Source organism: Syntrophus sp. (in: bacteria) (genome assembly GCF_040768185.1).
GTDB lineage: Bacteria > Desulfobacterota > Syntrophia > Syntrophales > Syntrophaceae > Syntrophus > Syntrophus buswellii.
Window position 1 is genome coordinate 176,785 of record NZ_JAXGNC010000002.1, and the last position, 20,812, is coordinate 197,596.

General features: G+C 54.2%; 19 protein-coding genes. 14 read left to right on the forward strand and 5 right to left on the reverse strand.

Annotated elements, in window-relative coordinates; all coding sequences use genetic code 11:
• Positions 1-84 precede the first annotated feature (84 nt).
• Positions 85-480, reverse strand: a complete 396-nt coding sequence (locus tag AB3175_RS03770; RefSeq protein ID WP_367359611.1) for a lectin-like protein — start codon at positions 478-480, stop codon at positions 85-87.
• A 507-nt stretch (positions 481-987) separates the two neighbouring features.
• Between AB3175_RS03770 and AB3175_RS03775 the strand changes: the two genes are divergently transcribed.
• The 13 genes from AB3175_RS03775 to AB3175_RS03835 all read left to right on the forward strand — a co-directional run bounded on the left by AB3175_RS03775 (position 988) and on the right by AB3175_RS03835 (position 16,116).
• A complete protein-coding gene (locus AB3175_RS03775; RefSeq protein ID WP_367359612.1) occupies positions 988-1,512 on the forward strand; it encodes a Slp family lipoprotein in 525 nt (174 codons plus the stop codon).
• A complete protein-coding gene (locus tag AB3175_RS03780) occupies positions 1,509-2,024 on the forward strand; it encodes a Slp family lipoprotein (RefSeq protein ID WP_367359613.1) in 516 nt (171 codons plus the stop codon). The genes AB3175_RS03775 and AB3175_RS03780 overlap by 4 nt, the downstream gene beginning before the upstream one ends.
• 394 nt (positions 2,025-2,418) lie before the next feature.
• A complete protein-coding gene (locus tag AB3175_RS03785; protein WP_367359614.1) occupies positions 2,419-2,643 on the forward strand; it encodes a hypothetical protein in 225 nt (74 codons plus the stop codon).
• Between the two features lie 487 nt (positions 2,644-3,130).
• Positions 3,131-3,820 carry a flavodoxin family protein gene (locus AB3175_RS03790; protein WP_367359615.1) on the forward strand — a complete coding sequence of 230 codons (690 nt, stop codon included), beginning with the start codon at positions 3,131-3,133 and terminating at the stop codon, positions 3,818-3,820.
• A 26-nt stretch (positions 3,821-3,846) separates the two neighbouring features.
• Positions 3,847-4,605, forward strand: coding sequence for a SagB/ThcOx family dehydrogenase (locus AB3175_RS03795; protein WP_367359616.1), 759 nt, complete (start codon positions 3,847-3,849; stop codon positions 4,603-4,605).
• Positions 4,606-4,663: 58 nt separating this feature from the next.
• The gene (locus AB3175_RS03800; RefSeq protein ID WP_367359617.1) at positions 4,664-6,058 is read left to right on the forward strand and encodes an aspartate ammonia-lyase; all 1,395 of its coding nucleotides are present in this window, start codon (positions 4,664-4,666) and stop codon (positions 6,056-6,058) included.
• A gap of 341 nt (positions 6,059-6,399) precedes the next feature.
• Positions 6,400-6,651: a TM1266 family iron-only hydrogenase system putative regulator gene (locus tag AB3175_RS03805; RefSeq protein WP_367359618.1), complete on the forward strand. Its 252-nt coding sequence runs from the start codon at positions 6,400-6,402 to the stop codon at positions 6,649-6,651.
• A 19-nt stretch (positions 6,652-6,670) separates the two neighbouring features.
• Complete coding sequence (gene hydG, locus AB3175_RS03810) at positions 6,671-8,065, forward strand: [FeFe] hydrogenase H-cluster radical SAM maturase HydG (protein WP_367359619.1); 1,395 nt, start codon at positions 6,671-6,673, stop codon at positions 8,063-8,065.
• Between the two features lie 40 nt (positions 8,066-8,105).
• Positions 8,106-9,134, forward strand: a complete 1,029-nt coding sequence (gene hydE / locus AB3175_RS03815) for a [FeFe] hydrogenase H-cluster radical SAM maturase HydE (RefSeq protein WP_367359620.1) — start codon at positions 8,106-8,108, stop codon at positions 9,132-9,134.
• Between the two features lie 87 nt (positions 9,135-9,221).
• Positions 9,222-10,079, forward strand: a complete 858-nt coding sequence (locus tag AB3175_RS03820; RefSeq protein ID WP_367359621.1) for an IS630 family transposase — start codon at positions 9,222-9,224, stop codon at positions 10,077-10,079.
• A gap of 121 nt (positions 10,080-10,200) precedes the next feature.
• Positions 10,201-11,808, forward strand: coding sequence for an IS1634 family transposase (locus AB3175_RS03825; RefSeq protein WP_367359622.1), 1,608 nt, complete (start codon positions 10,201-10,203; stop codon positions 11,806-11,808).
• 169 nt (positions 11,809-11,977) lie between these two features.
• Positions 11,978-14,665, forward strand: a complete 2,688-nt coding sequence (fdhF, locus tag AB3175_RS03830) for a formate dehydrogenase subunit alpha (protein ID WP_367359623.1) — start codon at positions 11,978-11,980, stop codon at positions 14,663-14,665.
• A gap of 215 nt (positions 14,666-14,880) precedes the next feature.
• Positions 14,881-16,116: an OFA family MFS transporter gene (locus AB3175_RS03835; protein WP_367359624.1), complete on the forward strand. Its 1,236-nt coding sequence runs from the start codon at positions 14,881-14,883 to the stop codon at positions 16,114-16,116.
• Between the two features lie 132 nt (positions 16,117-16,248).
• On the opposite strand, the gene AB3175_RS03840 is transcribed toward AB3175_RS03835, so the two are convergent.
• A complete protein-coding gene (locus AB3175_RS03840; protein WP_367359625.1) occupies positions 16,249-16,641 on the reverse strand; it encodes a pyridoxamine 5'-phosphate oxidase family protein in 393 nt (130 codons plus the stop codon).
• Between the two features lie 319 nt (positions 16,642-16,960).
• On the opposite strand from AB3175_RS03840, the gene AB3175_RS03845 reads away from it, so the two are divergent.
• Positions 16,961-17,476: a hypothetical protein gene (locus tag AB3175_RS03845; RefSeq protein WP_367359626.1), complete on the forward strand. Its 516-nt coding sequence runs from the start codon at positions 16,961-16,963 to the stop codon at positions 17,474-17,476.
• On the opposite strand, the gene AB3175_RS03850 is transcribed toward AB3175_RS03845, so the two are convergent.
• The 3 genes from AB3175_RS03850 to AB3175_RS03860 all read right to left on the reverse strand — a co-directional run bounded on the left by AB3175_RS03850 (position 17,473) and on the right by AB3175_RS03860 (position 20,757).
• On the reverse strand, positions 17,473-18,120 hold the full coding sequence (locus AB3175_RS03850; RefSeq protein WP_367359627.1) for an MBL fold metallo-hydrolase: 648 nt from the start codon (positions 18,118-18,120) through the stop codon (positions 17,473-17,475). The genes AB3175_RS03845 and AB3175_RS03850 overlap by 4 nt on opposite strands.
• An 18-nt stretch (positions 18,121-18,138) precedes the next feature.
• Positions 18,139-18,291 (reverse strand): hypothetical protein, encoded by a 153-nt coding sequence (locus tag AB3175_RS03855; protein WP_367359628.1) that lies wholly within the window; start codon positions 18,289-18,291, stop codon positions 18,139-18,141.
• 354 nt (positions 18,292-18,645) lie between these two features.
• Positions 18,646-20,757 carry an N-acetylmuramoyl-L-alanine amidase gene (locus AB3175_RS03860; RefSeq protein ID WP_367359629.1) on the reverse strand — a complete coding sequence of 704 codons (2,112 nt, stop codon included), beginning with the start codon at positions 20,755-20,757 and terminating at the stop codon, positions 18,646-18,648.
• Positions 20,758-20,812 lie beyond the last annotated feature (55 nt).

The following is a 20,812-nucleotide window of genomic DNA, read 5'->3' on the forward strand; positions in this document are numbered from 1 at the left end:
AGACAGCCTCTTTTGCTGTCAGGCCATCCTGAAACGAGATGAGAGAGTCGGTCAAAACGGCCAAGCCCTCTCATCCCGAATGGTCTACGAATGACGGAACTTTCTCCTGAGAGCCGCAAGACCTGCCAGGCCGGGTGCAAACAGGAGAAGGGCGGAGGGCAGCGGGACGGGAGCCGTCTCTATGATGCCGCAATAGTTGACTTGACCCCCATTGAGGTCATTCCATTCCCCTTTGCCGTTCCAGTTCATAACGGCATAATCTTCACCACCGAAATCGTTGGGCTCCCCACCAGCCCAGTTCGTGTAGGTAACCGCTTCGCCTGAGATCCATTCCCATGTTCCCTCTGTAACTCGGTCGGTAAAACCGATCCAGAGATTGCTCGCGGCAAACTGTCCTTGCAGCCACGACTGCTCAGCCGCATCGTTGATGGATCCGAGATGGATCCGAATGATCCTCTTGCACTTGTTTCTGGATTCCACCTCCCCTCCGGCACCTGGTCTGAAAAATTCTTGGATCCTCTTGACCAAGGAACTTTTTCTCACCATCCTTTGACGGGAGGCCACTTCGGCTCTCTTTCACGGACGGGAAACAGCCTCCTTTTTTCCGTAACCCGTCTGGATTTCATGAAAATTACAGCTCTTTACACAAGGTGTCAATTGAGGAAATTCCTGATTTATGGCTCAGTTTATAGAGTTCCGTTCATAATGAATTTTACCTAGGCCGTGCTGGTTGAGCGCTGAGAACAAGAGACGGCAACAGCGAACGACTGGCAGAAAAGGCGAAGCAACGGGACATTGCCGCGGGCAGGACCATGTCATTGACGTGACAGACCGGTTCATGTCAGGAGTGAAAGTTCAGCCCGGTTTTGTTCATGGATGATGCAGTGGTGATTGATCTTTGCCCCTTAATCCTTTATAAAATAAGAACGCCTCGAGCAAAACGGGCATGCCGGATTTCTCTTCAAACGGCAGAAAACGGGGGTTGTCATGATTCTCCGAAGACGTTTCCGGATCTTCTTCTTGTTATCCCTGATCGTATTTCCGTTTTACATAACGGGTTGCACTTCCGTTATCTCCAAACCGGTTCGGGACCGCGTGAATCCCGGTATCACCTTCCAGGAGCTGAAGGGCAATCCGGAGCGGCACGCCGGCACGATGGTCCTGCTGGGCGGGGAGATTGTGGCAACGACGGTGAGAAAGGAGGCAAGCTGGATTGAGGTCGTCCAGAAACCTCTCGGCTGGGAGGATCAGCCCAGGACGACCGACCTCAGTCACGGCCGTTTTCTGGTCCTGTTCCAGGGGTTCCTGGACCCGGCGATCTATGCAAGGGGGCGGAAGATCACGGTTGCCGGTGAGGTTCAGGGTACAAAGGTTCTCCCCCTCGGCGAGATCGAATATACCTATCCTGTCATACTTCCGAAAGAACTTCATGTCTGGAAGCCGGTGGAGATCCATGACGGACCGAGGTTTGGCATCGGCATCGGCATTGGAGTGGGAGGCGTCATCCGATGAAAAGATCTTTGATCCTTGCCCTGTTCTCTCTTATCCTGGCAACGGCCTGTGCGCCTTTTCCCCAGAATCTGATGAGGGATGCACAACTCGCCGTATCCGTATCCGATGTCCAGAAGGAACCCGATCGCTACCGTGGGGAAGTGGTCATCTGGGGCGGCGTCGTTATCGACGCCTTGAACCGCCGGGATGAAACCGTCCTTAAGGTCATGCAGACGGATCTCGATTTTCAAAAGCGTCCCACCAATACCGCCAGATCACCTGGGCGATTTCTGGTGCGCTGCAAGGGTTTTCTCGACCCGTACATCTACAGCAAAGGGCGTGAAATAACGATTGCAGGCGTCATCATCGGGAAGGAAGAGCAGAACATTGGAGAGATTCTCTATGCCTATCCCGTCTTGGAAGCCCAGGAAATCCGCCTGTGGGAAGAGAGACAGGATCCCCAGTACTGGGGGCCGCCCTACGGGTGGGGCTATCCCTATCCATGGTGGCCGGGATATCCATACTGGTGGTGAGTATCGAAACCGGAGGTCGCCTGGAGACCGCCTCTTTGTCCTCCCCGTTGCAGGCAAATTTGTGTATGCCGGGTTGCCTTCATGATCGCACCCCCGGGATAGCCCGCCCTTCAAACCCAAGGCATCACAGCCGCATCATTCCTCAAGTTTTGCCCCGACCTGCCGAATAACTTAATATCAACCAAATCATTTTAAAGATGTCGTCCTTCGGGTTTCACGAATAGCGATTATCCCGCCGCCCCTGTTGAACAGCGTCATGGGTTTCAACAGGCCGCAGCGGGTTATATGCCATGCCGTCAAGGGATCATGCATCCTCATCCCTTGCCGGCGCTGAAGATGGAAGGATAACGGGCTAATCCCTTTAGGAAGAACAAATAACGGATGAGAGGAACCGATGATGAAAGTGATGGTAATGGCAGCCCCCCCCGCTGGAGATGAAAAAAGAAATCTGGATACAGACCGCTTAATACACAACGCCCTGAGTTCGCTCGGGGAGGGAATGGGGGAGGCATTGGACGGCCACGCCAGGGAAGATGTTCTTTTGGTTCTTGTGGATGGCGGCAGCGGGAAGCTCCAGGATATGGCCAACCGCATCAAGGAGAGTCTTGAAATCTCATGAACAAAGAAAAGGATTCTGCCGCACTGGTATGAACCAAGCTTCTTCAGGCCAAGCTTCCATAAGGAAGATTCCGGATTTACTGTGGCGATTGCCCCCTGAGACAGACCGGGCACGGCATGCGCGTCGTCAGTCCAGAAGGCGAGATGGATCAGATGGACCCCTGTCAGCCCCTCGATGAACGGGAACAGTTCACAGGGGCTTTGTTATGCCCGGAAAGGCTACGCTCAGGAATTACAGAATACCAGAAGGACGGCGTAACATTTTCCCCCGGAATCATGCAATTTAACCCATGGATAGAGCCGGACATTCGGGAACAATTGTTTGCTTCTTCGGGCATAATTTTCTAAATTGCAACAGGTGGTGCTTGAAAGAGCGGCGACAGGAACCGGCTGGACTTTCGCTCCGCAAAGGCGCACTGTTCCGGCCGTTTGCCTTGAAGCGGCTGATCGGAAACGCCAACAGAATAGAACATTGAGGAGGGAAGAGGATGAAGGTATTGGGCATCAACGCCAGCCCCCGCGGATCGAGAAGCCAGACGCTCCGGTTGGTCAAGGCTGTTCTCGATGGGGCGGAATCCAGGGGATTGGACGTGGAGCTGGTGGATCTTGGTCTGTTGGAGATCAATTACTGCAAGGGGTGTTTTGCCTGTTACAGAACGGGACGATGTCCCCAGAAGGATGACTTTCAGGACCTCTATGCAAAGATGCTGGGCGCTGACGGTTTGGTGATGGGCTCTCCGAACTATATCCGGTCGGTTACCGCCCAGATGAAGAGCCTGTTCGATCGGATGGCCGACACAATCCACTGCCAGCTGTTTTCCGGAAAATATGGCGCGGCCGTCGCAACATCCGGAGGGCTTGGCCAGGATCATCTTGTCCGTGAATATTTGAGTGACGTTCTGTTCTCCTTCGGATCGTTTGTTTCCGGTACCGCTGGAACATCCATGGCAGAGGGGCCGGAGGCTTTCGCGGATGCCGAGAAACGGTCCTTTCAGCTCGGGGAATCCCTGGCCGAGGATCTCAAGACAGGGAAAGGCTACCCGGATCAGCAACAGGCCCTGGCTGAGAGCGCAGCATACTTTCACGCCCTTGTCCAGATGCACAGGGACGAGTGGCTCCACGAGGCTGCCTACTGGGACAGGATCACCAGACAGCCGGGAGAAGGGCGACAAAAATGAGAAGCTGAACAGAAAGGGGAGGAATCATGGACAAGGACCTTTTCAAGGTATACCGATTATTTTTGAAGGACAGCATCCGCAAGGTTGTCGATTTTTCCCAGACCGACCAGAATAGAGGCATCAAACCGCCCCCCTTGGAAAAGCCCTTTGCAGAGGATGCCGTACGAGTCGACCTTCCGCGAAACGTGCAATTCGGGAAGATCGGACAGATCGATCTGGCGGCGGCGATCGGAAACCGGGAAAGCCGCAGGGCCTATCGCCGATCTCCTCTTTCCCTCGATGAGATGTCCTTCCTGCTCTGGGCAACCCAGGGGGTCAAGGAGAAACTCGATCCCGGCCACGCCCTGAGAACCGTACCTTCCGCAGGATGCCGCCACGCCCTGGAAACCTACCTGGTCATTCTCAATGTCTCGGGAATGGAACAGGGCGTTTATCGTTATCTTCCCCTGGAGCATCAGCTCCTCCTTGAATTTACCGAAAAGAACCTGGAGCGGAAAATCGTTCGTGCCGCCCTGGATCAGCCCTATCCGGGCGAGGCTGCCGTCACCTTTGTCTGGACGGCCGTTCCCTATCGGATGGAATGGCGCTACGGACTCGCCGCCCACAAGGTCATTGCTCTTGACGCCGGTCATGTCTGCCAGAATCTCTATCTTGCCTGTGAAGCCATCGGCGCAGGAGCCTGTGCGATCGGCGCCTACGACCAGAGTCGAATGGACAAGCTGCTCCGGGTGGACGGCGAAGAAGAATTTGCGATCTATCTGGCTTCCGTGGGCAGGAGAAATTGATCCGATGATGAAAACAAAGGGGCATTGCATCGAATTTTTCTAAAGAGGCATGAATTTTATGACAGGAATGAGGACGGAAGAAGACCTACTGGGAACACTCGAACTTCCCGCGAACTGCTACTGGGGCATCCACACCCAAAGAGCGCTGAGCAATTTCCCGATCAGCGGAACCCCGGTAAATCCGGCGCTCATCAAGGCACTGGCCCTGGTGAAAAAAGCCTGTTGCCAGGCCAATGCCGGACTGCGTTATCTGCCGACGGACAAGGCGGAGGCCATCCTTGCCGCCTGTGACGACATTGCCGCGGGAAAACCCTCGGATGCTTTTCCCGTTGACGCCCTGCAGGGCGGGGCGGGCACCTCGACCAACATGAACCTCAACGAAGTCATCGCCAACCTGGCCATAGAAAAACTCGGCGGGAAGAAGGGGGATTACCGGCTCGTTCATCCCCTGGATCACGTCAATCTCCATCAGTCCACCAACGACACCTATCCAACGGCCATCCGCATCGCCGGAATCCAGGGTCTGCGGCGTCTGAGTTCGTCCGTTGCCCGCCTTCAGGGAGCCTTTCAGGACAGGGAGAGGGCCTTCGGTGAAATCGTCACGATCAGCCGCACGGAACTGCAGGAGGCCGTTCCCGTCACATTGGGCGCGGAGTTCTCCGCCTTTGCTGAAGCCCTTTCTCGGGACCGCTGGCGCACTTACAAGTGCGAGGAAAGGCTCCGTGTCGTCAATATCGGCGGAACGGCCGTGGGCACGGGGCTGACCGCCCCGCGGGATTACATCTTTCTCGTCATCGAAAAGCTCCGCGAGGTGACGGGGCTGGGGCTGGCCCGCGGCGAGAATCTCATGGGGGAGACGGCCCATGCAGACACCTTCGTGGAGGTTTCCGGCATCCTCAAGGCCCATGCGGCCAACCTGATCAAAATCGCCAACGATCTGAGACTGCTCAACTTCACCGGGGAGATTTCCCTCCCGCCCCTGCAGGCCGGCTCCTCGGTCATGCCCGGAAAAGTCAATCCTGTCCTGATGGAAGCCGCCATGCAGGCGGGCATCAAGGTCATGGCCAACGATGTGATCATTGCCGAGACGGTAAGCCGGGGAACCTGGCAGATCAACGAGTTCCTGCCGCTTCTTTCCCACGCCCTGCTTGAGTCCCTGCATCTTCTGGACAGCATCGACGAGCTGCTGGCGGGCCACATCCTTCGGATTGTCCCCGACAGGGACCGCTGTCAATTCCACCTCGACCGCAGCCCCATGATCCTCACCGCCCTGCTTCCTTTTCTCGGTTATGAACGGGCAACAGAGCTGATTGCGACGTTTCACCGGGAAAAGCATGCCAATGTGCGAGCCTTCCTGGAAGTGAAACTCGGCAGGGAACTGGTCGAAAAACTCCTGTCGCCCTATGCGTTGACCGCGCTGGGCTACCGTAAGGAAACATCCCCCCCGCGTTGAGACCCGTTCCTGGACTTGTGGATGTTGTTTCACCGCCATCCCGGTCAGCCCCCCGGGAAAATGCCGACCAAAAATAGGTTGACAGGATTTTGCCGTTATAGGATAAGAAAAAATCTTTTTTGCTTCCTGTAATACGGCTCTCTCTTTTGATACCTGAGGGGAAGGATGACGTTCTAACCTCGAGGGGGATGAAATATCTTTAGGAAATGCATCTGGAACCTCCCGATTTCGGAAAGACGGATTTGCAGGAAGCAGGGGGATGAGGATACGATCCGGCATTTGCGACTAGAGAGGTTTGATTCCCTGCGGGACTCAAACCTCTTTTTTTATGGAAAAATTCCATGAACAGAAGAATCGGCACCATCAGCATCATCATTACTCAGCGGTCCGCACAGGCCGCTTCGGTCAACAGGATTCTGTCTGAATACGGCGACATTATCATCGGGCGGATGGGCCTTCCCTACCCCCCTTCCGGACTACACATCCTGTCGCTCATTGTTCATGGCACCACGGACGAGATCGGAGCCATGACGGGAAAGCTGGGGACCCTGACAGGCGTCAAGGTCAAATCGGCGCTTCAGAAAACCTCATAACATCGAAAGGAATGATTTCATGAAAGATTTCATAAGAGATGGGGAAATTGAGGATCTGCTGGTAAAATCGGAATCCCCCGATCACAAGCACGTTCTTGACATCATTGAAAAATCAAAAGAATTAAAGGGGCTGACGGTGGAAGAGACGGCGGTCCTTCTGCAGACCGAGGACCCGGAGCTGCTCCAGGCGATTTTCGAAGCGGCCAGGGAAATCAAGCAAGGCATATACGGCAATCGTCTCGTTCTGTTCGCACCCCTGTATATCGCCAACTACTGTTCAAACAACTGCCTGTACTGCGGCTTCCGTAGAGACAACCAGGATCTCAACCGGGTCGCCCTCACCATGGATCAGATCGCGGAAGAAGTCCGGGCAATCGAGAGAGAGGGACATAAACGCCTTCTGATGCTCTGCGGGGAACATCCCAGCCGCTCCAGCCTTGATTATTTTATCGAGGCCATTGAGACGGCCTATGCCACCCGCACCGACGAGGGTGGCGAAATCCGGCGCATCAACGTGGAGATCGCCCCCATGAGCGCACCCGACTTCAGGCGCTTGAAGGCGGCCAGCATCGGCACCTATGTCCTCTTTCAGGAGACCTATCATCACGAAACCTACAAGACCATGCATCCCAGCGGCCCCAAGGCTGATTTCGCCTGGCGGCTCACGGCGATGCACCGGGCGCAGGAAGGGGGGATCGATGACGTCGGGATAGGTGCCCTTTTCGGATTGTACGATTACCGCTACGAAGTCCTGGGGCTTCTCATTCATGCCCGGACCCTGGAGGCGGACTGCGGCGTCGGCCCCCACACCATTTCCATTCCCAGGCTGGAGCCTGCTTTTAATGCCCCGGCCGCCATTTCCCCACCCTGCCCGGTCAGCGATGATGAGTTTAAAAAGCTCGTGGCCATTATCCGAATGGCGGTTCCTTATACCGGCATGATCCTGAGCACGCGGGAATCGCCTGAAATCCGGACGGCCGTCTTTGAGCTGGGAATTTCTCAGATCAGTGCGGGCTCGAGAACAAATCCCGGAGGCTACACGAAGGATTCCAGCGAAAATTTCCGCGCCGCGCAGTTCAATCTCGGAGACACGAGAACGGCGGACGAGGTCATCCATGACATCGCGATCAGGGGGCATATCCCGAGCTTCTGTACGGCCTGTTACCGCCTCGGACGGACGGGCCGGGATTTCATGGACCTGGCCAAACCCGGCCTGATTCAGCACTTCTGCCGCAGCAACGCCATGATGACCTTCAAGGAATATCTCATGGATTATGCCTCTCCCAGGACCCTGGAGGTGGGAGAGCGCCTGCTGGCCCAGCTTCTGGCGGAGACCGAAAAGCCGGAAACGCGGCGGATTCTTGAGGAGCGTCTCGAAAGAATCGAACAGGGCGAACGGGATCTCTTCATATGAACGGCCTCTCCCTTCGCGGCGGCTCGGGCATAAGAAACCGATGACGTTGACTTCAAAGACGGAAGAATGCCTGGAACGGCTTCAGGAAGCGGGCCCGCCCCGGCGTGAGGATCTCATCGCCCTTCTTTCCCTGCGGGATGAGAAAGCCCTGCAGCCGCTTTTTTTTGCGGCCGATGCCCGAAGAAAAGAAACCGTCGGGGATGTCGTTCATCTTCGCGGCATCGTCGAGTTTTCGAATTATTGTGAGCGGAACTGCCTGTACTGCGGCCTGCGGCAGGCAAACCGGCAGTTGAAGCGCTACCGGATGACCGATCGGGAAATCCTGGAAGCGGCTTTTGCCGTCAAGAGGGCGAACATCGGGACGCTGGTTCTGCAATCCGGAGAAGATCCCTTTTACGACGCGGAAAAGCTCTGCCGCCTGATCGAATCCATCAAAAGGGAGACCGGTCTGGTCATCACCCTTTCCCTTGGGGAACGGCCGCGGGAGGAATACCAGGCATTCCGGCAAGCCGGAGCCGACCGCTATCTGCTCAAACACGAAACGGCTTCGCCGTCCCTGTACCATCGCCTTCGCCCCGGTTCCCGGCTCGAAAACAGGCTGACGTGCCTGGGGTGGCTCAAAGACCTGGGCTTTGAAACGGGTTCGGGAAATATGGTGGGGCTGCCCGGTCAGGATGCCGCCGTTCTGGCTGACGACATTTCCCTGATCGACTCCTTGAATGCGGATATGGCAGGGATCGGCCCTTTCCTCCCTCATCCGCAGACCCCCCTGTCCTCCTGTCCCCCCGGGGAGGTTCTGCCGGTTCTGACCATCCTGGCGCTTGTCCGGCTGACCCGTCCGGTCATCCATCTTCCCGCCACCACCGCCATGTCCGTCCTTCATCCCGAAGGGCGTTTGAAGGCCCTTGCCTCCGGCGCCAACGTGTTCATGCCGGATTTTACCCCGCCGGCATACCGCCGCCTCTATGATCTCTATCCCGGCCGATCGGCCGATTCTGGAGACCCCTTATCCATCCTGAATCTCCTGGAAAAAGAATTGAACCGTTACGGCCGCACGATTCTTCCATAAATACAATAAACTCTGAAGAGATAGAGAATATCATTGCGTCGGCAAATAAATATATAAATTAAATGTGTTCCGCGCTATCCTACAAATATGGAAAAGACAGACGCACGCAAGCATAGCCCAGAGACCCAACATCAGATACGGAAACAGATTATTCGACTTCGTAAGCAGGGTTTTTCCAACCGAGCAATAGCTGAGGGTGTGGGCATCAGTGAAAGTCATGCCAGCACGATATGGCAGCGCTACAAGAAGGAAGGCGGTAAGGCAATCCAGCTTGGAAGACGCGGTCGCCGCACAGGAGGGCAACGGACACTTTCCTCGGATCAAGAAAGGGAAATTCAAAAGGCATTGATTGACAAGATGCCGGACCAGATGAAAATGCCCTTTGCCCTGTGGACGCGAGATGCCGTGAGATTGTTGATCAAGCGGCTCTATAAAGTCGATATGCCTATCCGGACTGTTGGAGAATATCTTCATCGCTGGGGGTTTACCCCACAGAAACCGGTCAAACGCGCCTACGAGCAGAATACTGAGGCGGTGAAGAAGTGGCTGGATGAGGATTATCCGATCATAGCCACGCGAGCGAAGCAACAGAAGGCAGAAATTCACTGGGGTGATGAGACGGGTGTTCAGACAGGTGCCAATCGTGTCCGGGGTTTTGCACCCAAAGGAGAAAAACCGGTCATCAGGATGGTGGCTAAAAAGAGCCGTGTCAGCATGATATCGTCCATCACCAATGGTGGCAAGGTTCGTTTCATGATGTACCAAAATGCCATGAATGCCGAGCTTTTGATCAAGTTCATGACTCGTCTGATCAAAGGTTCCGGCCGGAAGGTCTTTCTCATTCTGGGTAATCTTCGTGTTCATCATGGCAAAATTGTCAAGCAATGGCTGGAGGAACATAAGGAACAGGCAGAGGTTTTCTATCTTCCTTCCTATTCACCCTGAGTTCCCGAGAAAGTGTAACGAGCAATAGAGTAAGTCTTCGATAGGACGGAGAGAAGAGCGATTTCTTCTTGCATTGCACATCGTTACAATGCATATAATTGTAACGAGAGGGGGATCGCATATGCCGGCTATCGTCTATCAGACCAACAAAAAGACAGGGGTCACCTACGCATACGAATCGATTTCCTACTGGGACAAGGATAAACGACAGTCTCGGGCGAAGCGCAAATGCATCGGGAGACTGGATCCCCAAACGCAAGAAGTCGTTCCAACCAGAAAAAAAGCACAAGACATCGCCGGAGAAAAAATCAAGCGAGGGCCAGTGCCGATAACAAGGACCGCGCGGAGTTTTTATGGCGCCACCCATCTTTTTGACCGCATCGGAGAGGACACGGGTGTGACGGAAGATCTGAAGACATGCTTTCCCGAGAGTTATCGACAGATCCTGTCCATTGCCTATTACCTGATACTTGAGGATAGAAATCCTCTGAGTCGATTTTCCCGATGGGCCGCAATCCATCGCCATCCTCATGGCGCGGTTATCTCCTCACCGCGGAGCAGCGAACTCTTCGCATCCATTACCGAGGAAGCCCGGCAACGATTTTTCCGGCTTCAGGGAAAACGGCGCGTAGAGAGAGAATATCTGGCCTATGACAGTACGTCCGTCTCCAGTTATTCCGAGTGTCTCAGACAGGTGCGTTACGGGAACAGCAAGAATCACGAACTCCTGGAACAGATCAACCTGGCTGTGCTTTTCGGTCAAGAATCCCGTTTGCCTTTCTATTACCGGAAACTGGCGGGAAACATTCCCGATGTGAAAACCCTGAGAAAAGTTCTGGCCGACATGAACACCCTGGGGTATGAGAAGATCAACGTGGTCATGGATCGGGGCTTTTTCAGTGCCGCCAGCATCAACGACCTGTATCGGCATCATATCACGTTTCTGATTGCCGCCAGGTTATCGCTGAAGCTTGTGCAGACCCATTTGGAATCCGTTCGGGATCAGATGCGCAACTGGACGCATTATGATCAGGACTATCAGCTTTACGCCTATTCCTTGCCGATTACATGGAGCTATGTCCAGGATCGACCCTATCGAGGGGACACGCTCAACGCGGATCGCCGGATGTACCTTCATCTCTATTATTCCCCTGATCGGGCTTTGGAAGATGAAAAAGCCTTCAATAGTCGGTTGGCCAATTTGCAGGCGGAGTTGGAAAGCGATCAGCGCCATCCTGATCACGAGAAGCAGTACGCCCAATATTTTGAGATGAAAACCACGCCGGTTCGAGGCATGAAAATCATTGCCAAGGAAGAAACCATTGCGGAGGCGAAACGCAACTACGGTTATTTCGCTCTGTTGAGCAACGAAATCAAAGACCCTATTGAGGCCCTTTCGACATACAGGAACAAGGACCTTGTGGAAAAGGCCTTCGAGAATCTGAAAGAACGGCTGAACCTCCGCCGCCTGTCTGTTTCCTCAGAACAAAGCTTGGACGGCAAGCTGTTTGTGCAGTTCATCGCCCTCATCTTTCTATCCTACATCAGCCGTAAAATGCAGGAAAACAAACTCTTCAAGGACTATACCCTACAGGAAGTTTTAGATGAACTCGACAGGATCGAGTGCTTTGAAGTGCCGGGGAAGAAACTACAGCTTGGTGAAACAACGAAACACCAAATGGATCTCTACGCAAAACTGGGCGCCACACCTCCCCCCTCGTTACAATGATCCGGGAATTCAGGAAGCATATGTAAACTTGTGCGAAAGTCGAGTTATTCATCTCCACGCACCGGACATGTAATGATAAATTACAAATAATCTGTCTTGACAAGATCTCCATATTCAATCATATTCCGTGTTGTTTTATTTAGCATAAAAATCAGCATCAGGAGGCTTCATGAAAATTATTATCGACGGAAAGGAAATCGAGTTCAGCCCCGGACAGACGATATACCAGGTAGCCAAGTCTGCCGGTATCCATATCCCCGTATTGTGCCACCAGGAACAGGTTAAACCCGTTGGCGCCTGCCGCGTGTGCGTGGTCGAGATTGAGGGGGCGCGCTCCTTGATGGCCGCCTGTGCGATGCCCGCCGGCGACGGGATGGTTGTGTCCACGAATACCGAGCGGGTGCGGAACGCCCGCAGGATCATCGTGGAGATGCTCATGACCCAGGGCCACCACAACTGCATCACCTGCGAATCGAGCGGTGACTGTGTTCTGCAGGATCTGGCCTATGAACTCGGCCTCGACGCTCCGCGCTTCGATGGGCCTGCGACCCTCCTTCCCGGTGAAACGGGCAATGAAATGATCGTGCGCGACATGAACAAGTGCGTCCTCTGCGGCCTTTGCGTGCGGGCCTGCAACGAGATCCAGGTCAATCTGGTCCTCGATTATATCGGCAGAGGATCGAACTCCAAGGTCGGGCCTCCCTTCGGCCAGCGTTATGAAGAATCGAACTGCGTCTTTTGCGGGGAATGCCTGCGTGTTTGCCCTGTTGGAGCCCTGTACGAAAAGCAGGGGCGTTTCCAGGGCCGAACCAGGGACCTGGAAAAGGTCCGGACCACCTGCAGCTACTGCGGGGTCGGCTGCCAGATGGATGTCCGCGTCAAGAATGGCAAAATCGTCAAGGTAACCACGGACCGTGAAGGGATGCCCGCGCCGAATTTCGGCAGCCTGTGCATCAAGGGACGGTTCGGTTACGATTATGTTCACCATCCCGAACGTTTGACCAAGCCCTTGATTCGAAGGGATGGAGAGCTGAAGGAGGCCTCCTGGGACGAGGCCGCAGGTTTTGTGGGTGAAAAGCTGGCTTCGATCAAACAAGCTCACGGGGCCGATGCCATCGCGGGGCTGTCATCGGCGCGCTGCACCAACGAAGAGAATTACCTGTTCCAGAAGCTCCTTCGCGCGGTGGTCGGCACCAACAATGTGGACCATTGTGCCCGTCTCTGACACAGCTCCACAGTGGCCGGTCTGGCCGCTTCCTTCGGTTCCGGAGCCATGACCAACTCGATCACCGACCTGGGCCAAAGCGACTGCTTTCTGATCACGGGGTCAAATACCACAGAGAATCATCCTGTCATTGCAACAGTCGTCAAACGCGCCATAACCCAGCGGGGCGCCAAGCTCATTCTGGCCGATCCGCGCAACATCGAACTGGCTAAGTTCGCCACAGTGCACCTGCGCCAGAAACCGGGGACGGACATCGCCTGGATCAACGGCCTGATAAACATCATCATCGATGAAGATCTCCTGGACAGTAAATTCGTTTCCGAGCGCACCGAGAATTTTGAGGCCGTCAAGGAGGCTGTGAAAAAATATACACCCGAGTATGTCGAAAGCATTACATCAATACCAGGAGAGGATCTCATCGAAGCCGCCCGGCTCTATGCAAAGGCAGGGGCCGCTTCCATCCTTTACGCTATGGGCATCACACAGCATATCACCGGCACGGATGCGGTGAAATCCCTGGCCAACCTGGCCATGATCACAGGCAATATCGGGAAACCCGGCACAGGAGTCAATCCCCTTCGGGGCCAGAACAATGTTCAGGGAGCCTGCGACATGGGCTGCCTGCCCGGCAATTTCACCGCGTATCTGCAGGTGGCCAACGAGGAACATCGCAGGAAATTCGAGGATGCATGGGGAGTGGAACTGAATCCCAATCCGGGGCTCACCATTCCCAGGATCATCGAGGGGGCAGGAGCAGGAACCATCAAGGCTCTCCTGGTCATGGGCGAAAATCCCATGATGTCCGACCCTGATCTGTCCCATGTCGAACATTGCCTGTCGAAGCTGGATCTGCTGGTTGTGCAGGATATCTTCCTCAACGAAACTGCTTTACTGGCTGATGTCGTTCTGCCTTCATGCACATGGGCCGAAAAGGAAGGCACGTTCACCAATACCGAGCGCCGGGTCCAGATGGTTCGCAAGGCCGTAAGCGCTCCGGGTGAGGCCAGGAATGACTGGGAAATCCTGAAGCTCCTGGCGAACAAAATGGGGGCTGGCTGGAAATACGCAACAGCAAAAGATGTCATGGACGAGATCAACAATGTGACCGCCTCGTACAAGGGCATTACCTACGAGCGCATTGGCAAGACCGGCATTCAGTGGCCCTGTCCCACCCTCGATCACCCCGGCACGCCCATTCTGCACGGAATCACCTTCACGAGAGGAAAGGGCCTCTTCTCGGTCACCGAATACGTTCCGGCCGCCGAGCAGACGGATGAGCAGTTCCCCTTCGTACTGACGACGGGCCGCATCCTGTACCAATACCACACCGCCACCATGAGCCGCCGCTCTCTGGGGCTTGTCTCCCGGACACCGGAGGCCTTTGTGGAAATACACCCCTCTGACGCGAAAGAGCTGGGAATCAAGCCGGGTGACGAGATCGAAGTGTCCTCGCGACGAGGTTCGATTACGCTCAAAGCTGACGTCGGAAAGCGCGTTGAGAAAGGTGTGGTCTTTATTCCCTTCCACTACAGCGAAGCCGCTGTCAACCGGCTGACCATCGCAGCCCTCGACCCGGTGGCCGATATACCGGAGTACAAGGTCTGCGCCGTTAAGCTTAGGAAATGCGCTTAATCAAAAGTTCATCTCCCCCGTTAAGGTATTCAGGAGTAAGACGAGCATAATCGTTTATCTCCTGAATACCTTTCGTTTTTCCTTAAGACGCTCCTTTGGAGACACGCTTGTCATCTGAGGAGATTTTTTTCCTTGAATTTATTTTCAATTGCCTATAAAGGGGGGAGCGTATTTTAGAGTGGGGATTTTATATTGATTCAAGGAGGTATTCATAGGTGAGTAACGAAAATTTAGAGAGCAAGCGTTGGATCATTGCCGGAGCTGCCATCGTCATGCAGCTGTGTCTGGGTACTGTCTATGCCTGGTCAGTTTTCAAAAAACCTCTCATGACCGTTCACGGATGGAGTGAGCCGAGCACCCAGGCCACCATGATGATTCTGATGGCCATGATCGGCATCTCCGCTGCGTTCGGCGGCATGCTGGTGGACAAGAAGGGGCCGAAGTTCGTCGCTACGATCGGCGGTATCCTTTTCGGCCTTGGAACCCTGATAGCCGGCTACGCCGACCAGGTAGGGAGCCTGCCGCTGCTGTGGCTCGGCTTTGGTGTCATAGCCGGCCTGGGTAACGGGTTCGGCTATGTGACCCCGATCGCCACCCTCATCCGCTGGTTTCCTGACAAGCGCGGCCTGGTCACGGGGCTGGCCGTCATGGGCTTCGGCGCCGGCGCGTTTTTCATGGGTAAAATCGCCCCCGGCATGATCCTCTCCATGGGAATGGCTAAAACATTCTACATCTGGGGCGTTATCTTCCTGATTGCCGTAACAGGCGCCGCTCAGTTCTACAAGAACCCGCCCGCAGGATGGCTGCCCAAGGGATTTTCTCCTTCAGCCGGAGGTGGTGTTTCCGCGGCCGATTCCTTCACCTTTAACCAGGCCCTTAAAACTCCCCAGTGGTATTTGCTTTGGGGAATGCTGTTCCTGAACGTCTCCGCCGGACTGGGACTGATTTCCCAGTTGTCCCCCCTGGCGCAGGATGTCATTAAAAAGGCGACGCCGGGGATCACCCCCGAAGCGCTGGCCGTGGCCGGTGGTTCCATTGTCGCGATTTCAGCTATTTTCAACGGCCTGGGCCGTCTCTTCTGGGCCTGGACCTCCGATCTGATCGGGAGGAAAGGGGTTTTCATGACCATGTTCGCCACCCAGGCTGCCCTTTACATTTACCTGCCTCAGATTGCCAATGTGACGATGTATACCATTGCCGCCTGCTACCTTCTCGCCTGTTACGGCGGCGGATTTGCAACCATGCCCGCCTTTGCCGCGGATTCCTTCGGACCCGCCAATATCGGCAGAATCTATGGCATGATGCTGACGGCGTGGGGTTGCGCCGGTGTTGCCGGACCGCTCGTTTTCTCAAGCCCGGCGATCAAGCCTGTTGCACTTTATGTGGCCGCGGGTCTTTTGATTGCCGGTTTTGTTCTGGCACTGATCTACAAGAAGCCTGAAAAGGCCTAAGGAAACCCTTCATCAGGGAAATATCTTATATCTTAAAAGAAGGGCGCCGTTGAAAGAGATGATAAACGGCGCCCTTCTTTGCGTCATCTTCCCGTCCACTTATTCTGGGTCATGCTGCGTTTTCCCCGGCCTTCATGGTTCCTCGTTAACACCCACAAGGGGAAGCTCCTTTTCAAGGGAGAAATAGACGAGGAACCTCTTGCGAGCGTTATTGCCCTCAGAATCCTGGCGATATTTCCGTCTTGACAGGGATTCAATCTTGTCCGGATCGGATTCTTCTTTTGTCTTAAGGAGATACAGCCGCTTCCCTTTCCAGGTCTGACCGGCCTCAATAAACAGATAGACGGCATGCGGATTGGATTGAAGATTCTGATGCGTCAGGCGGTCGGCAGTTATAAAGGCAATCTGTCCATCCTCCAGAATGTGGGGTCTGCTGTATATCGCAGCATCGACTTTCCCGGCTGAGTCCGCCGTAGCCAGGATTCCCGTTCCCTCCGTCTGATCGAAATAAGCTTTCAGATCCATGATGTTCCATCCTTTCTGGTCTGTGTACAACTGTTGGTTTTTATGGCCTTAGCCCTCTTTCGCCGCATCCGTCACAACGCGGTCCATCCCCGGTGGTGCTGATTCAACCTCTGTTCGAGTGAATCTCCTCTATCAAGAATAATAATATTAATCATTTTTCCAAAAAAATAAATTCCAGGTCTTTAAAAAAATGACGACAATTTATCAAATTTTTTAGCGTGCTGTCTTGCTCGGAAATGAAAACGGAAGAAAACAAAACTCTTGACAGTCGCCATCGACATGCCGTAGCAAAAGATCAGAAATCGGAGAGGGTCTGGAAATGGCTGAGATTAAAAGTACGCTGGATCTGATCATGGAAAGGACGAAAGGACTGACCATGACGGAGGAGGAAAAAAAGGCCCTGCATTCCCGTGAACTCGGAGGCAAAGTCAAGGGATGGGTGCAGAAATGCATCGATGGGACCCTGGATCTTGCGCGTCTCAAGGAGGAAATACAACAGGAAAAAGCCAAAGAGCCTGAGCTGCGGCCTGCCCTCCTGAAGGAGCTTCTTGACAGGGTCGATCCAGACGGCAACAGTGAACGGGTTTTCCAGATGATGGAAAGCATTCTGCATCGTGACACCGCCCCCCTGCGGGAGCTGATCGGTGGATACCGAACCGAACTCAGTGAAAAAGAGCGGGAGCTGGCGGCAAAGGCAATAAGCGATCTGTCGCAACAGGGCATTTCCGGTTCAGCGGTGGTTCCGAACCTTGATCGGGATCCCCTGTGGATAAAGGTTCGGGAGCAGTTAAAGGACCGTTCCATTCAGAAAATCCGGTCGGCGGTAGCGCGTTAAAGATAGCTGAACCAGAAGGATTCAATCCTTTCGAAATTTCTCCGGACCGCTTCCCGGCCGACAACAACGTTTCCATGCCCCGGGAGAAGGACCTCAACGTCCAATTGGCTGATTCGTATGAGACTCTCCTTCATCAGTTTTCCGTCTCCACCGGGAAGGTCGGTGGTGCCGATTCCATCTTCAAAGGCCACATCCCCGCAGAAGAGGGCTTTCTTTTCCGGCCAGTAAAGGCACAGCGAACCGGGTGAATGCCCCGGCGTAACAAGAACCTGAAGCCGCACCCGGCCGATGTCCAATTCCCCCGCCTGCAGCAGGATGTCCGGCTCCGGCATTGGGAAGGAAAGGCTGGCCAGCTTGGTGAAATACAGAAAATCTTCCTGGCCCATCATGGACAGAGTCGGCTTTCGGAACATCGTCATGGCATCGAGATGATCGGGATGTGCATGAGTGGCGAGAACGACATCAATCTGCCCGGTTGAGAGGTTTAAAGCTGAAAGGCCCCGCCGCACCTCACCGAAGAGATGGCCGTATCCCGGGTCAATAAGGATCGTTTTATCTCCGAGAATTAAAAAAGTATTGCTGTTGTTCTCCCTGTTGCTTTCCCAAAGGAAGGCATAGAGATCAGCCTGGATTTTTGTCAGCATCGACCGTTTTTTCCTTCATTAAAATGTGATTTCCAGCTTCACTTCCGGCTCAAAGATCTCACCGAGAGATTGAAGTCTCCTCCTTGAAGACATATCCGAAAAACCCGAAGTCAAAGCCTCCAGCATTTCCAGGCGGTTTTTTTCCTCCGCCCTTCCGCTGATGTCGCGCATGGGACCGGTATTCTCCAGGGGAGAGAGGGAGAGAGAAAAAAAGCTCCAGCTGTTGATGTCACTAGATTGCCGTTCTTTTCCGCTTGGCTCCCCTTCCTGAGGGGATAACGGCGGAAACATGCCGGAATCCGGAATATCCATGGGCGGAAAAGGAGGGGGTACCCGATCATTTTCCTGGATGGGAGAGCTCAGCAACAGATCGCCCCTGATATGGAAAGGGCTCCTGGGGGAAAAAACCCCTGTGCACAGCAGTTCCAAGCGGGCAGATACAACAGGAAGAAAATCGCCACGAGCGGGAAAACCGTCCCGATCCATTTCCGGTGCGTCTTCATCTGCGTCCTTCTTTTCCGTATCCTAGAAAAAGGAGGATTCTCTGGGCAATTTAAGGGACTGATTGGCGTACAACGGATCGTTCAATTTCATCTTATTCAAAGACAGAAGGACGTTGAGCGGTGTTTTATGCTTGCGGGCGATTGTATCCAGGGTATCTCCCCGCTTCACCCTGTAGGTGATGTGGCCGGTTGCCTTCCTCCGGGTGCTGGTTGCCTCCGCTGCCGGGACGGTTCGCTCCTCCTGGGATTCAGCAACCACCGCGGTTTCGGGAATCTTGATTGTCGTTCCTGCCAGAAGAGCATCGCCGATCTTCATGCTGTTGAGCCTGCAAAGTTCCCCCACCGTCGTACGGTGTTCCCGGGCGATGGAGCCCAGGCTGTCTCCCCGCCGGACCTCGTATGACGATGTTGAAGATGCGCCTCGAAGGGAGTCCCGGTTTTTTGCGATTTTCACGGCCCTGTCCGCGGACCCGCCATCGGGAACGCCATCGCCATGGCCATCGTCTTTCACCTTTATCCTGTTCCCGGCATACAGGGGATCCTTCCAGGTTCGTCCGTTCAGCTTCAGCAGGTTGTCCGGCGTTGTTCGGTAACGTCGGGCAATGGTAGCCAGAGTTTCACCTCTCTTGATCTTATGGAAGACGCTCCCCTGCCCTTCCGGTTCTGAAATCTGTGATAAACTGGATTTTTTTATCTCCCTTTTCCCTGTCTCCTCCGAGGTCTCAGAGGTTACTGATTGTGCAATCTTCAGTCGCTTTCCTGCAAGCAATGGATCTGAAATCCCCATCGAGTTCAATCGCGCCAATTCGGAAAGGGACATCTCGTAGCGGAGGGCGATCTTCAGCAGGGTTTCCCCCCTCTTCACTCTATGGAACTGAACGGAAGAAGAACTTGGTCCCTTCGCCTTACCGGAAGAGGGTCTCGGAGCCGATGAGGCGGCGACTGCCACTCCCTTTTTCCCAGCTCCGGCACCCTGCTCATGACGGACCAGAACGGCGGGTGACGCCGGTGGCGTCAAGGGAAGTGACGGTTCAAATTCCAGGATCGCGTTTCCCACAGTTTCCGCTATCCTTGATTGAAAAACCGGATCTTTCAGCCACTCTTCCTCCTCCATGTTGGAAATGTAAGCCGTTTCCACAAGAACCGAAGGTATTTCGGGAAGCTTCAATACCCGCAGCTGGGCTTCCTGCACGGCCTTGAATTTCACATGACCCACCCTCTCAAGGTGATTCAACACCAACGTTCCAAAGTTTTTTGACATGTTCCGGGTATTGGTCTGACACATATTCAGGATGATGGGATCAGAAGCTTCATGGGAATCGCCATTGGGGGAACCACCGACCATGTCGGCAAGGTTTTCCTTGTTTGCCAGAATCCTGGCCGCCGCGCTGCTTGCCCCGTCCACGGAAAGGCAGTAGACGGAACTGCCCCGCGCGTCCCTGTTAGCAGCGGCATCAGCGTGAATGCTGATAAACATCGCTGCGCCATATTCCCGTGCGATCTTCAGCCGTTTTTTAAAAGGGACATAGTAGTCGCCGTCACGGGTCAAGAAGGCGCGATAACCCGGTTGCTGGTTTAAATGGGTCCTGAGTTTCCTGCTGATCTCCAGAACGACATCCTTCTCATAGGTTCCCCCCTGGCCGATGGCCCCCGGATCATCCCCGCCATGTCCCGGATCGATCACGATAATTCGATCTCTTTGCTGCTGCCTGGCCTCAGCTCTCTCCTCCAGCTCCTTTTTTTCGACATCCGGAAATTCGATGTCGATAACGATCCGGTACGGTTTGTCTTTAACCCTCTTTAAATTAAAAACCCTTGTTTTTACTTTTTTATCGAGGAAAAAATCCACTTTATGCCGATATTTGCCGACGGATTCGTGCTGTATTTTTTCAATGCCCTTTTTATTCAAAAGAATGGAATTCGGTATGGATTCCTGTACCTCGCAGTTGCGGAAATAAAGAGACAGAACCTGTCCCTTTTTCACCATCTGATAACGTGTTCTTTCGCAGGTATCAATGACTATCCGGGTATGGTCGGGCGCCACCCAGTGGCGGATATTGAGGATGGCATTGGCGGCCAGGACATCAGGGGGGAGGAGGCAGCACAGGCTCATCATCAGCCAGATAGCGGCCATCAGTCTACCTGATGTGCGGACAAAACGATGTGGATCTGTCATCATCCCTCCAAGC

Coding starts and splice junctions, on each gene's coding strand:
- AB3175_RS03825 (WP_367359622.1), top strand. CDS start 10,201: ATGCCGGCTATCGTCTATCAGACCAACAAAAAGACAGGGGTCACCTAC.
- AB3175_RS03795 (WP_367359616.1), top strand. CDS start 3,847: ATGGACAAGGACCTTTTCAAGGTATACCGATTATTTTTGAAGGACAGC.
- AB3175_RS03860 (WP_367359629.1), bottom strand. CDS start 20,757: ATGGCCGCTATCTGGCTGATGATGAGCCTGTGCTGCCTCCTCCCCCCT.
- AB3175_RS03850 (WP_367359627.1), bottom strand. CDS start 18,120: ATGCTGACAAAAATCCAGGCTGATCTCTATGCCTTCCTTTGGGAAAGC.
- AB3175_RS03785 (WP_367359614.1), top strand. CDS start 2,419: ATGATGAAAGTGATGGTAATGGCAGCCCCCCCCGCTGGAGATGAAAAA.
- AB3175_RS03855 (WP_367359628.1), bottom strand. CDS start 18,291: ATGCGCGACATCAGCGGAAGGGCGGAGGAAAAAAACCGCCTGGAAATG.
- AB3175_RS03775 (WP_367359612.1), top strand. CDS start 988: ATGATTCTCCGAAGACGTTTCCGGATCTTCTTCTTGTTATCCCTGATC.
- AB3175_RS03840 (WP_367359625.1), bottom strand. CDS start 16,641: ATGGATCTGAAAGCTTATTTCGATCAGACGGAGGGAACGGGAATCCTG.
- AB3175_RS03845 (WP_367359626.1), top strand. CDS start 16,961: ATGGCTGAGATTAAAAGTACGCTGGATCTGATCATGGAAAGGACGAAA.
- AB3175_RS03780 (WP_367359613.1), top strand. CDS start 1,509: ATGAAAAGATCTTTGATCCTTGCCCTGTTCTCTCTTATCCTGGCAACG.
- AB3175_RS03790 (WP_367359615.1), top strand. CDS start 3,131: ATGAAGGTATTGGGCATCAACGCCAGCCCCCGCGGATCGAGAAGCCAG.
- hydG (WP_367359619.1), top strand. CDS start 6,671: ATGAAAGATTTCATAAGAGATGGGGAAATTGAGGATCTGCTGGTAAAA.
- AB3175_RS03800 (WP_367359617.1), top strand. CDS start 4,664: ATGACAGGAATGAGGACGGAAGAAGACCTACTGGGAACACTCGAACTT.
- AB3175_RS03805 (WP_367359618.1), top strand. CDS start 6,400: ATGAACAGAAGAATCGGCACCATCAGCATCATCATTACTCAGCGGTCC.
- AB3175_RS03820 (WP_367359621.1), top strand. CDS start 9,222: ATGGAAAAGACAGACGCACGCAAGCATAGCCCAGAGACCCAACATCAG.
- hydE (WP_367359620.1), top strand. CDS start 8,106: ATGACGTTGACTTCAAAGACGGAAGAATGCCTGGAACGGCTTCAGGAA.